The sequence below is a fragment of the Marinococcus tarijensis genome (assembly GCF_054971385.1).
The window spans coordinates 230,620-241,837 of sequence record NZ_JBQOJA010000001.1 but is presented as its reverse complement, the minus strand read 5'-3'; the positions used below and the strand labels follow the sequence as shown (position 1 = coordinate 241,837).

General features: G+C 51.1%; 13 protein-coding genes, 1 tRNA gene and 2 rRNA genes. 13 read left to right on the top strand and 3 right to left on the bottom strand.

The genetic code is table 11. The annotated features are described in order from the left end of the window. The 11 genes from rrf (ACTTK7_RS01205) to tsaD all read left to right on the top strand — a co-directional run. A 5S ribosomal RNA gene (gene rrf / locus ACTTK7_RS01205) occupies positions 1-77 on the top strand; the annotation flags it as partial. A 104-nt stretch (positions 78-181) separates the two neighbouring features. Continuing rightward, entirely contained in the window at positions 182-904 is a 723-nt protein-coding gene (gene pxpB / locus ACTTK7_RS01200; RefSeq protein ID WP_462865154.1) for a 5-oxoprolinase subunit PxpB, read from the top strand. Then, on the top strand, positions 901-1,665 hold the full coding sequence (locus tag ACTTK7_RS01195) for a 5-oxoprolinase subunit PxpA (RefSeq protein ID WP_462865152.1): 765 nt from the start codon (positions 901-903) through the stop codon (positions 1,663-1,665). Before pxpB ends, ACTTK7_RS01195 begins: the two co-directional genes overlap by 4 nt. After that, on the top strand, positions 1,662-2,633 hold the full coding sequence (locus ACTTK7_RS01190; protein WP_462865151.1) for a 5-oxoprolinase subunit C family protein: 972 nt from the start codon (positions 1,662-1,664) through the stop codon (positions 2,631-2,633). The genes ACTTK7_RS01195 and ACTTK7_RS01190 overlap by 4 nt, the downstream gene beginning before the upstream one ends. Positions 2,634-2,711: 78 nt before the next feature. Continuing rightward, positions 2,712-2,828 (top strand): 5S ribosomal RNA (rrf, locus tag ACTTK7_RS01185). Between the two features lie 10 nt (positions 2,829-2,838). Beyond that, positions 2,839-2,915, top strand: a tRNA-Met gene (locus ACTTK7_RS01180). 212 nt (positions 2,916-3,127) lie between these two features. Next, complete coding sequence (thiL, locus tag ACTTK7_RS01175) at positions 3,128-4,120, top strand: thiamine-phosphate kinase (protein WP_462865149.1); 993 nt, start codon at positions 3,128-3,130, stop codon at positions 4,118-4,120. A 22-nt stretch (positions 4,121-4,142) separates the two neighbouring features. Continuing rightward, positions 4,143-4,616 (top strand): tRNA (adenosine(37)-N6)-threonylcarbamoyltransferase complex ATPase subunit type 1 TsaE, encoded by a 474-nt coding sequence (tsaE, locus tag ACTTK7_RS01170; protein ID WP_462865147.1) that lies wholly within the window; start codon positions 4,143-4,145, stop codon positions 4,614-4,616. Next, a complete protein-coding gene (gene tsaB, locus ACTTK7_RS01165; protein WP_462865145.1) occupies positions 4,597-5,307 on the top strand; it encodes a tRNA (adenosine(37)-N6)-threonylcarbamoyltransferase complex dimerization subunit type 1 TsaB in 711 nt (236 codons plus the stop codon). Before tsaE ends, tsaB begins: the two co-directional genes overlap by 20 nt. Next, the gene (gene rimI / locus ACTTK7_RS01160) at positions 5,304-5,765 is read left to right on the top strand and encodes a ribosomal protein S18-alanine N-acetyltransferase (protein ID WP_462865143.1); all 462 of its coding nucleotides are present in this window, start codon (positions 5,304-5,306) and stop codon (positions 5,763-5,765) included. Before tsaB ends, rimI begins: the two co-directional genes overlap by 4 nt. Further along, complete coding sequence (gene tsaD, locus ACTTK7_RS01155; RefSeq protein WP_462865142.1) at positions 5,752-6,771, top strand: tRNA (adenosine(37)-N6)-threonylcarbamoyltransferase complex transferase subunit TsaD; 1,020 nt, start codon at positions 5,752-5,754, stop codon at positions 6,769-6,771. The genes rimI and tsaD overlap by 14 nt, the downstream gene beginning before the upstream one ends. A gap of 47 nt (positions 6,772-6,818) precedes the next feature. On the opposite strand, the gene ACTTK7_RS01150 is transcribed toward tsaD, so the two are convergent. Then, complete coding sequence (locus tag ACTTK7_RS01150) at positions 6,819-8,759, bottom strand: ABC-F family ATP-binding cassette domain-containing protein (protein WP_462865140.1); 1,941 nt, start codon at positions 8,757-8,759, stop codon at positions 6,819-6,821. Between the two features lie 170 nt (positions 8,760-8,929). Here ACTTK7_RS01150 and ACTTK7_RS01145 point away from each other — a divergent pair, with 170 nt between their 5' ends. Further along, entirely contained in the window at positions 8,930-9,577 is a 648-nt protein-coding gene (locus ACTTK7_RS01145; RefSeq protein WP_462865139.1) for a redox-sensing transcriptional repressor Rex, read from the top strand. A 68-nt stretch (positions 9,578-9,645) separates the two neighbouring features. Here ACTTK7_RS01145 and ACTTK7_RS01140 read toward each other — a convergent pair whose 3' ends face one another. Both ACTTK7_RS01140 and ACTTK7_RS01135 read right to left on the bottom strand, forming a co-directional pair. Beyond that, a complete protein-coding gene (locus tag ACTTK7_RS01140) occupies positions 9,646-9,834 on the bottom strand; it encodes a DUF4305 domain-containing protein (protein WP_413645747.1) in 189 nt (62 codons plus the stop codon). Position 9,835: 1 nt separating this feature from the next. Beyond that, positions 9,836-10,561, bottom strand: coding sequence for a lysostaphin resistance A-like protein (locus ACTTK7_RS01135; protein ID WP_462865138.1), 726 nt, complete (start codon positions 10,559-10,561; stop codon positions 9,836-9,838). Positions 10,562-10,910: 349 nt separating this feature from the next. On the opposite strand from ACTTK7_RS01135, the gene groES reads away from it, so the two are divergent. Then, positions 10,911-11,195 (top strand): co-chaperone GroES, encoded by a 285-nt coding sequence (groES, locus tag ACTTK7_RS01130; RefSeq protein WP_462865137.1) that lies wholly within the window; start codon positions 10,911-10,913, stop codon positions 11,193-11,195. The last annotated feature ends 23 nt before the right edge of the window (positions 11,196-11,218 follow it).

The window sequence follows — 11,218 nt, the reverse complement described above, 5'->3', positions numbered from 1 at the left end:
CGAACACGGAAGTTAAGCTCTTCAGCGTTGATGATAGCCGGGGGTTCTCCCCCCGTGAAAGTAGATCGCTGCCGGGCGAGTTCAACCGTTTCCCTTTTCGGGGGAACGGTTTTTTTGTATTTTTTTCCTTTTTCTTTATGCTACAATAAACATACTAATCATTAGGAGGGAGAAAAGTTATATGGATATTGTGCCTATCGGGGATCATGCCTTAAGTGTGCAATTTGAAAATGTGATTTCTCCCTCCGTGAACCGGAAGGTACACCGGCTGTATGAAGCTTTAACCAAAGAGCAGCCAGAGGGGATGAGTGAGTGTGTCCCAGGCTACCGCGCATTGACTGTCTATTATGATCCCCTGCAAATACAGTATGAACGTCTTTACGAACTCATTTATGACGTGTTTGAGCATATGGATAAAGCATCAAAAGGTTCAATGAAAACGTACTATCTGCCGGTTTGTTATGACATCTCGTTTGGACAGGATATCGAACGTCTGGCAGCAGAGAACGAGCTATCTGTAGACGAAGTAGTGAACCTGCACAGCAGTTCGTCCTATTTTATTTATATGCTAGGCTTTACTCCGGGATTTCCTTATCTCGGCGGGCTTGATGAGCGACTACATACTCCCCGCCTTGAAACACCAAGAGGAAAAGTGGAAGCCGGATCTGTTGGCATAGCCGACGCTCAGACGGGAGTGTATTCGATTGACAGTCCGGGAGGGTGGAATATTATTGGTAAAACTCCAGTGCCTTTGTTCAATGCAGCGCACGATAAACCTGCGCTTCTAAGCCCGGGCCATCTGCTTCGATTTGAGCCTGTTGCATACAAGGAATACGCTGAAATTGAAAAATCTATCGGCCGCGGAGGATACAGCATCCGGGTAGAAGAGGGGGGAGAGGAATGACCATTGATTTAAATTGTGACCTGGGGGAAAGCTACGGTATTTATACCCTGGGCATGGATCAGAAGGTGCTTCCTTTAGTATCATCGGCAAACGTTGCCTGTGGGGGACATGCGGGCGATTCGGCAGTGATGGCGCGTACGGTTGCTCTTGCCAAACAGTACGGTACGGCCATCGGTGCCCATCCTGGCTTTTTGGATAAAGAAGGGTTTGGCCGCAGATACATAGCGATGGATGAAGAGGAAATTTATCAGCTTTGTCTCTACCAAATAGGTGCTCTCCATGCCTTCTGCTGTGCAGAGGATGTGCAGATGCAGCATGTAAAACCGCACGGGGCCTTATACAACGCTGCTCTTCGCGATCCCGCGGCTGCCAGAGGAGTGGCGCGGGCAGTGAAAGATTTTAATGATAACCTTCTTTTATTTGCCCCTGTCCATACAGAGCTGCAGGCAGCAGGGGAAAGATACGGCTTGAGGGTAGCAAAGGAAATGTTTGCAGACCGCACGTATACTGCTGACGGGACGTTGACTCCAAGAACAGAGCAAAACGCCTTTCTCGATAAACCTGAAGAAGCTGCCGCCCAGGTGCTTGATGTCCTTCAGGAGGGAACAGTTAAAGCAGTGGACGGTACCGCTGTACCAATGGAAGCAGATACTGTATGTGTACATGGGGACAATGAACAGGCGGTTCTGTTTATTCAACATTTAAGGAACCAGCTTGAGCATCACGGAGCTTCGGTGCAGGCAGCGGGGGAATTTATATGAACAAAACGCCTGTCTGCACCGTACAAAAAGCAGGACTCTTTACGACTATCCAGGATACAGGCCGGACCGGATATCAGCACCTCGGTGTACCGGCCTCCGGAGCGATGGATATGTATGCGCTCCAGATGGGAAACATTCTCTGCGGCAACCATCTGTCCGCAGCCGGGCTGGAGCTGACCTTAATGGGGCCGACCCTTACGTTTCATGAAGAAACGGTTATTGCGGTTACAGGTGGAAACCTGCAGCCGGAAGTAAATAAAGAACCCATTCCAATGTGGGCGACGAGAAAAGTTTACCCAGGAGACGAACTGGCCTTTAACGGACCGGTACACGGAGCACGTGCCTACTTTTGTATTGCCGGAGGTCTGGAGGTGCCAATCGTTTTAGGAAGCCGCTCAACGTACACAAAAGCTGGCATAGGGGGAATGGAGGGCCGGGAGCTTGAAAGCGGCGATACATTGTATCGCGGCACCGTAAGTACTGCTCCAAGGCCCTTTGAACGCAGGCTTCCCCCGGCGAGTATTCCAGTCTATGAAAAACAACAGATGCTCCGGGTAGTGGCTGGTCCGGAATTTGATAAATTAACAGCGGAAGCTGGAAAGAGACTGCTCCGCGAAGCTTACGTGGTGACTCAGGAAGCTGACCGAATGGGTATCCGGCTCCAGGGTCCGGAAGTGTCCTTGCACCGTACTGGGGATATTATATCGGACGGGGTGGCGTTTGGAACTATTCAGCTGGCTTCAGACGGCCAGCCGATGATTCTAATGGCTGACCGGCAGACGACGGGAGGGTATGCCCGTGTGTTAAATGTCATCAGTGCCGATTTGTCGAAAGCTGCCCAACTGCAGCCAAATGCTTCTGTGGTGTTTGAACAGGTGACGCTTGAGGAAGCGCGAATTGCTTTCAGGCAGATGCATCGTTCGCTCGAAGACGTGTACTTTGCTGTGAATAATAAAAAATGGCGATAAAATATTTAAAAACCCCTTGTGCTCATTTATCCTGCGTGGTAAGATTATAATTGTCTTGTTGAGAGACACCATGCATAGTGCGGTGACAACAGCGAAGAGGATCCACCCGTTCCCATGCCGAACACGGAAGTTAAGCTCTTCAGCGTTGATGATAGCCGGGGGTTCTCCCCACGTGAAAGTAGATCGTCGCCGCGCTATACCAAATCGCGGGATAGAGCAGTCTGGTAGCTCGTCGGGCTCATAACCCGGAGGTCGGAGGTTCAAATCCTCCTCCCGCAACCAATTATACTAATCCATTAAAGCCTTAAAGGCTTTTTTTTATGAAATAAATAGCAATAAATGAAGTCGGAAACCGAACTACCCTTTGTGCAGCACGCACAGAGGGTAGTTTTTGGATAAAAGCGAAGAGGTGCTTTTTTCGTTTACTGTACGCGATTGCAAGAATACGATAAACTAGCAGGAGACTATTATGAGAGATCATTGAGGAGCAGTTTATGCCAAACGATGAATTTGACTGGATTAACGAACGCAGACCAACGCAGACCTTTCAGCAGCGGCTGGAGGTAGGAATAGGTGATGATGCGGCAGTGTACCGGCCGCTTGCGCAGATGAATGAAATTGTCTGCGTGGATACGATGATTGAAGACGTGCATTTTCGGAAAGACACGATGAAACCATTTGATATCGGTTTTAAAGCGCTGGCTGCAAATATTAGCGACGTCGCCGCCATGGGAGGCGTGCCGCATTTTTACGTGGTATCGATTGCGATAACGCCTGGCTGGTCCGAAGAGGAATTAAACGAATTGTACCGGGGAATGAATGAACTGGGTGCACGCTATCAGATGGATATGATTGGCGGGGACACGGTATCCTCCCGTCGCGACTTAATGGTGAGTATTACGGTGATCGGGGCGGTGGAAGAAAAACATCAGCTGCTGCGAAGCTCTGCAAAAGCAGGGGATATTGTGTTTTTAACCGGCCCGGTCGGTATGTCGGCGGCCGGACTCGAGCTTCTGCTTGAGCGGACAAGGGACGGGGCATACTCTGAGCGGGAAAAAGCATTGATTGCCTATCACCAGCGTCCGGTGCCCCAGGTGGAGGCGGGACGTCTGCTGGTGGAATACGGCGGCCGTATTGCCTTAAATGATATAAGTGACGGGCTGGCAAGCGAATGCTGTGAGATTGCGGAAGCGAGCGGTGTTTCGATAGAACTGGACTTTTCCGGGCTTCCCGTCCACGAAGCTATGGAGCAGCTGGAGATGCAAACAATGAAAAAGCATATGTTTTACGGGGGAGAGGATTTCGAACTGGTCGGAACGGCTGCTTCTTCCGATTGGGAAGAGCTCAGCAGGAGGTTCGGGCAGGCCGGACTTGCGCTGTATGCGATTGGAAAGGTTTCAGAAGGAAATGGCGAAGTTTTCCTTCAGGAGAACGGCTCCCGTACAAAGCTGGAAAAATCAGGCTATAATCATTTTCGTTCATCATAAGCAGTAGAAAGGAAGAAGCGCTATGACAGAGTGGGTCATCGACACTTCGTCTCCGGAGGAAACGGCGGCGTGGGGAGAGCTTTTGGGCCGAAGCGCGGAGGCAGATGAAAAAATATTGCTCGTCGGCAGTCTCGGAGCAGGGAAAACACATTTTGCCAAAGGCTTTGCCAGAGGCCTGGAAGTTACCACAATGGTGAACAGCCCGAGCTTTACGATCGTTAAAGAATATGAAGGACGGCTGCCTTTGTTTCATATTGACCTTTACCGGCTGTCGGAGGAGGAAGCGGAGGAAATCGGCATTGAAGAATACTTTGAGGCAGGCGGGGTATCGCTTTTGGAATGGCCGGGTCGTCTGGAAGGATGGCCGGAGGATCGTCTGGAAATAGATATTCAATACACCGGGGAAACGAGCAGGCAATTGACTTTGACAGCCGTTGGCGAGCGGTGGAAGGCAAAGATGAAGGAGCTGCAGAACGATGAAAATGCTCGCAATTGACACGTCTACGCACGTACTGGGTGTTGCCCTTGCAGATGAACAGAAAATCCTCGGAGAATACACGACCAATATTAAAAAAAATCATTCTGTGCGTCTGATGCCGGCGGTGGAATCACTGATGAAAGAAAGCGGGGTCGTCCCGGACGACTTGGACGCGGTAGCAGTAACGAGCGGGCCAGGCTCCTACACCGGCGTGCGCATTGGAGTAACGACAGCTAAATCGATGGCCTGGGCTTTAAATATCCCGCTTTATCCTGTATCAACGCTTCAGGTATTTGCCCAAAACGGGCTCGGGTTTCCAGGTCTCGTTTCTCCACTGATTGATGCGCGACGAAATCAGGTCTACACGGCGGCTTTTTCCGGAGGCACGGGAGAAAACGCAGTGGTACGTCAAATGAAAGACCAAATCATTCTGCTCCCGGAATGGCTCGAGATACTGGGACAAACGCAGGAGCAAATTCTATTTGTTGGGGAAGACACGGGAAGCAGGCAGGAGCTGATCCGGGAACGACTCGACAGCCGGGCGGTATTTGCGGACTGGACGGGCCAGACGATCCGTCCGGCGGAAATTATTCGGATCGCCCGGACTACCGGCAAAGCAATGGATGCGCACGCGGTGGTGCCAGAATATGCCCAGCTTGCCGAAGCAGAAAAAAATTGGCAGAAAGCCCAAAGCGGGAAATCCGAATGAAAGCAGAAATACTGATCCGTATGATGAGTGCCGACGATATCGACAACGTGATGGAGGTAGAACACAACGCCTTCTCGATGCCGTGGAGCCGGCGTGCGTTTGAAAATGAAATGTACAACAACCAGTTTGCCCATTACCTGGTGGCGGAAGTCGGAGGCAGAATTGTCGGCTACTGCGGGGTGTGGATCGTCATTGACGAGGCGCATGTAACCAACATTGCGGTGCATTCACGCTACCGCGGCCGGAAAATTGGCCAGGAGCTGCTGGCCAATTTAATGGAGCTTGCCTACACATACGGGGCCCGGATTATGACGCTCGAAGTGCGTGAAACCAATGAAACGGCCCGGAACCTGTACGATAAATTCGGATTCGTTCCCGGCGGTGTCCGAAAAAATTATTACATGGATAATAATGAAAATGCGATAGTAATGTGGGTGAATATGAATGAACGAGCATGAACCAATAGATATCCTGGCTGTAGAAACGAGCTGTGACGAAACAGCTGCGGCAGTTATCAGAAACGGCACCGAAATCCGGTCCAACGTCGTCCTGTCCCAGATGAAAAGTCATAAACGCTTTGGCGGCGTCGTCCCCGAGGTCGCTTCGAGACATCATGCGGAATCCATCACCCAGGTAATGGAGCAGGCGCTCGAGGAAGCAGGAAGCACATTTTCTGAGCTGTCCGCCGTGGCGGTAACGGAGGGCCCGGGGCTTGTCGGGGCGCTTCTTGTCGGCGTAAATGCTGCGAAGGCGACAGCGTACGCGAAGGGGCTGCCGTTGATCGGCGTCCACCATATTGCGGGCCATATCCAGGCGACCCGGCTCGAGTCGGAGTGGGAGTATCCCGCTCTTGCGCTCGTCGTGTCGGGCGGCCATACAGAGCTCGTCCTGATCAAAGAGGAAGGGGAGTATGAGCTGCTCGGCCAGACAAGAGATGACGCCGTGGGAGAGGCATATGACAAAGTTGCGCGCACTCTCGGCCTGCCATATCCCGGCGGCCCGGAGCTCGATAAGCTGGCTGAAACCGGAGCGCCGACCGTGCCGCTTCCCGTTGCGTGGCTCGAGGACGGTTCGTATGATTTCAGCTTCAGCGGATTGAAATCAGCCGTCATGAATACACTCCATAATGCCCGCCAGCGTGGGGAAGAGCTGGCTCCGGAAGACGTTGCGGCAAGCTTTCAGCAGAGCGTCATTACCGTGCTGACGGAAAAAACAGCCCGGGCAGCAGTTGCCTGCGGAGCAAAACAGGTAATGGTAGTCGGAGGCGTGGCAGCCAACAGCGGCCTGCGGGCTGCGATGGAAGAAAAATTCAGAGACAGCGGCGTAAAGCTGCAGATCCCGCCGCTTCATTTATGTACCGACAATGCAGCCATGATCGGAGCTGCCGCCTATATCAACTGGAAAAAGGGAAAATTTTCAGGCATGGATTTAAACGGGGCGCCCGGCCTGCCGCTTCATACGTAACAAAAAACCCGTGCTCTCTTTTGCAGAGAACACGGGTTTTGCTGTAACTAGGAGCTGGATTCTTCGAGCTGCAGCTCTTCCCATTCCTCCATCAGCTGTTCCAATTCGCCTCTCAGTTCATTGATCGATGACTGATAGCCGGCGGCCTTTTCATGGTCTTCGTATACGTCGGGCTCGAAAAGAGCTGCTTCCTGCTCCTCGACGAGCTGTTCCTTGGCTTCAATATCCTGTTCAATCTGCTCGATGCGGCGCTGCCTTTTGCGGGCCTCGCGCTTGGCTGCTTTATCGTCTGCAAATGATGATTTAGCTGCACCGGCATCTTCAGGCTTCGGTCCTTCACGCTCAGCCTGGAGCGCCGCTTTTTCCCGTTCTTCTTCTTTCTTGAACAAATAGTAATCATAGTCCCCGATGTAGTTGCGGACATCGCCGTTCCCCATCTCGAGAATGCGTGTCGCAATCCGGTTCAGGAAATACCGGTCGTGGGAAACAAACAAAATTGTTCCCGGATAATCAATCAGAGCATCCTCAAGCACTTCCTTGCTGTCGAGATCGAGATGGTTGGTCGGCTCGTCGAGCAGCAGAAAATTCGACTTCTGAATCATCATTTTAGCGAGCGATAGGCGCGCTTTTTCGCCGCCGCTTAAGTCGGACACTTGCTTCAGCACGTCTTCACCGGTAAATAAAAACTGGCCGAGCACGGTACGAATATCCTTTTCGTTTTCGAGCGGATATTCATCCCACAGCTCCTGCAGGACAGTCTTGCCCGAATTCAGTTCAGCCTGCTGCTGGTCGTAATAGCCGAGATCCACTTTACTTCCAAGCTGAATTTGCCCCTCATCCGGCTCAAGGTCTCCCTTGATCGTTTTTAAAAAGGTACTTTTGCCCGTCCCGTTCGGTCCGATCAGCGCAATGCTCTCGCCGCGCTGGGCGCGTACATTTAAATGCTCAAATACAGGAGCCTTGTCATCAAAGCGGAAGGTAAGGTCTTCTGCCTTTAGTACATCATTGCCGCTCTGGCGGTCAATATCAAAGCGCAGGGAGGCGGATTTGCCGTCCCGCTGCGGCTTGTCGAGCTTGTCCATTTTCTCGAGCTTTTTTCTCCGGCTCTTGGCCCGTTTTGTCGTAGACGCGCGCACAATGTTTTTCTGCACGAATTCCTCAAGCTCGGCAATTTCCTTCTGCTGCTTTTCATAGGCCTGCATTTCCTGTTCAAACAGCTCGGCCCGTTTTTCCTGAAACGCACTGTAGTTGCCGTAGAACAGACGGGCTTTTTTATGAATGATTTCGTATACCTTCGTCACGATCTGGTCCAGAAAATACCGGTCGTGGGAAACGATCAGGACAGCACCCGGATAGCTGCTTAAATACTGCTCGAGCCAGCGCAGGGTATCCATATCCAGATGGTTGGTCGGCTCGTCAAGAATTAAGAGCTCCGGCTTGGCCAGGAGCAGCTTGCCGAGAGCAAGACGGGTCTTCTGGCCGCCACTCAGCGACTGCACCGGCGTGTCGAGGGAGAAGCTGCCAAAGCCAAGCCCCGCCAGCACCGTGCGGATGTCGGACTCGTAGCGGTAGCCGCCGCGTGCTTCGAATTCCTGCTGGCGCTGGTCGTAGTCTGCCATCAGCTTTTCATAGGCCCTGGCGTCGTCAATAATATCGGGCTCGGACATCTTCGCCTCCATACGACGCAGCTCAGCTTCAGCTTTTTGAAGGTGGGTAAAGACATCAAGCATTTCATCCCACATCGTTTTATCACTGTTCAAACCGGTATGCTGCTCGAGATATCCGAACGTCGTGCCCTTTGGCATCGTGATGGAGCCCGAATCATACGAGGACTCCCCGGCCAGAATTTTCAGGAGGGTGGATTTGCCGGCCCCGTTTTTGCCGACCAGGGCTACCCGCTCGCCTTCCTTTACTTCTAGTTTTATTTGATCAAGTACGGTTTCTGCCCCAAAAGACTTGGTGACAGCCGAACATTGAAGTAAAATCATATTTATATAGCTCCTTTAATAACATCTCTGATATTATCAGTGTATCGTACTTTTCCGTGAAACGCGAAACAGGATAAGTCTCGCGCATGGTAAGCGTTTCGGTACGTTTTCGTGTGGACACATGCTATACTGTCTACAGACGATGACAATACATTTAGGTGGAAATAATTATGAATACAGACCAGCAAAAAATTCCGCAGGCAACCGCAAAGCGGCTGCCCCTATATTATCGATTTCTGGAAAGCCTGTATGCAACAGGGAAAACCCGCGTTTCCTCAACCGAATTGAGTGAGGCGGTCAAGGTGGACTCGGCAACGATCCGCCGGGATTTTTCGTATTTCGGAGCGCTCGGCAAGAAAGGGTACGGCTACAATGTACAGTACCTGCTGTCGTTTTTCCGGACCACCCTGGACCAGGATGAGGCCACCGACGTAGTGCTTCTTGGTGTCGGGAACCTGGGAAGGGCGCTGCTTCGTTACAATTTCTCCAAAAATGAAAACACCCGGATTGTGGCTGCGTTTGATATCAATAAAGACATGGTCGGAGAGCAGATTGGCAACGTGCCGGTGTATCACACCGATGACCTGGCGGAAAAGCTTGAAGAGCATAACGTTTCCGTAGCAATGCTCACGGTGCCGTCCGCAGCGGCCCAGGCGACCGGAGAAAAACTGGTGGAGGCAGGCATTAGCGGCATTTTAAACTTTACCCCGGCCCGCCTGTCGGTTCCTGCAACTGTGCGCGTGCATCATATTGATCTTGCCATCGAGCTGCAGACACTCGTGTATTTTCTGAAAAACTACCCGCTGGAGAGCGAATAGGCCGACAGTGGAAAATGTATATTGATCCATTAAAAAGGGACCGCCTGAATATTGGCCGGTCCCTTTTGCTATTTCTTCTTTTTCTGCTCCGACATGAGGCGCAGGTAGTTAAAGCCCATCACGAGGTCATACGCGGCAAAGGCAGCGAGCAGAATGCTCCAGAACGACCAGGAGGACTCGCTGACAGAAAAGTACGTAAACATCAGCAGGACTCCGCCCAGCACAAAGTAAAAAAGGGCAGCGGTGGAAGCTTTCATATTACATCAACCCCTGAACAAGCAGAATAAGTGCACTCTCGGCTTCACGCATAATGCGCTCAATTTCATCCTGGAACAATACCTGAATACCGACCACAAAGGCGTTCATGATGGAGTGGACGATTATCGGCACGATGATCCGGCCGGTTTTGACATACAAATAAGCGAATACAAAGCCGATCATAGTGTAGACGAGCAGGTGGGTGAAGTCCAAATGCACAGCAGCAAATATCAGGGAGCTGATAATGGCGGCAATAAAAAAGTTTGTTCGTTTGTACAGCGAGCCGAATATAGCTTTACGGAACACGAGTTCTTCGAGAATTGGGCCGATCACAGCTACAATAATGACAAAGGCCGGCATGCTGTTGACGAGCTCGATGATCTGCGCCGTATTTTCAGAAGCCGTTTCAATACCAAGCAGGTTCTGTTCGATCAAGCCGGCAACAATCTGGCCGGCGTAGGCGAGAGCGAAGCCGATAAAAACCCAGGCAATGGAATTGGGCCATGGCATTTTTGGTTTGTTAAATGCCAACCGCTGGCCCCGTTCAGGAATCAGCAGAATCAAAATAACAATCAAAGCAACAATAAAGCTCGCAAAAATCCAGAAGTACGAAGCCTGCTGAGCGGAATCAAAGCTGCCTACAGCCACAAGGGCCGGGACGGCAACGATGCCCGACAGCTGCATAAGTACGTAAATAATAACAATGCTCCAGTAACGTGCGGCCATGGAAGGGGATCACTCCTAATCTCTCTCGGTTAAATCCAGTTTCGAACGCTCTAATTGTATCACAGGTGCCGACAGGAAGAATAAAGAGAGCGCTTGCGAATTTATGACAATTTTGAAATAGAAGGTTAATAAAACGATTAGCAGGGAATGTGAATGCAGGTGCCATCAAGCGCCGGGAAGGGAAAAGAAAGAAAAAATTTTCGCTTCCCTCTTGCAAACAAAGCCCAGGTTGATTAATATAATAATTGGGTTTAGCACTCGGGGTTAAAGAGTGCTAACAACAATGTTGTTACAGTCGTTCCCGTTACATATAACGGACGATGAAAATATTCTAAGGAGGTTGTTTTCCTTGTTAAAGCCTTTAGGTGATCGACTCGTACTCGAACAGGTAGAATCAGAAGAAAAAACCGCTGGCGGTATTGTGCTGCCGGACTCCGCGCAGGAGAAGCCACAGGAAGGACGCGTGGTGGCTGTTGGCGCTGGAGCTGTAAAAGACAACGGTGAACGCGTAGCGCCGGAAGTAAGTGAAGGCGATATCGTCGTTTATTCGAAGTTTGCAGGCACAGAAGTAAAATACGACGGCAGAGAATATTTGATCGTTCGCGAAAGCGACATCCTCGCTGTAGTCCAGTAATCAGCTTTCTTTCGAAGTCATTA